The organism is Sulfitobacter sp. CW3 (assembly GCF_019392245.1).
Taxonomy (GTDB): domain Bacteria; phylum Pseudomonadota; class Alphaproteobacteria; order Rhodobacterales; family Rhodobacteraceae; genus Sulfitobacter.
In genome coordinates this window covers 1-290 of the sequence record NZ_JAHXRL010000102.1, presented here as the reverse complement: position 1 = coordinate 290, position 290 = coordinate 1, and the positions used below count along the sequence as shown (strand labels likewise).

Annotated in this window: 1 protein-coding gene; it reads right to left on the bottom strand. The window is 71.4% G+C overall.

Annotated features, from left to right (window positions below; translation table 11 throughout):
* Positions 1-160: 160 nt before the first annotated feature.
* Positions 161-290, bottom strand: a 130-nt coding sequence (locus KZZ06_RS20365) for a biotin/lipoyl-containing protein (RefSeq protein WP_219581800.1), incomplete at its 5' end; no start/stop codon positions are given.

Sequence of the window (290 nt, the reverse complement as noted above, 5' to 3'; positions counted from 1 at the left end):
CAGGGCAGGCGCATCCGCGATCCCGAAGCTCAGGGCGGTGATCGGCGTGACGAAGCCGATCACCGCGGACGCGACGGCGATGGTGCGCGGCGCCGGCGCCGACGCTCTCGTCTGCGCGTCGCGAACGCAGTCAGGGCCGCGAGAGCGACGCGCGCCGCGATCAGGCGAATTCCAGGATCACCGCGTCGACGGCGAGGCTGTCGCCCTCCTTGGCGTGGATCTTCCCCACCGTGGCGTCGCGCTCGGCGCGGAGCACGTTCTCCATCTTCATCGCCTCGACGACCGCGATC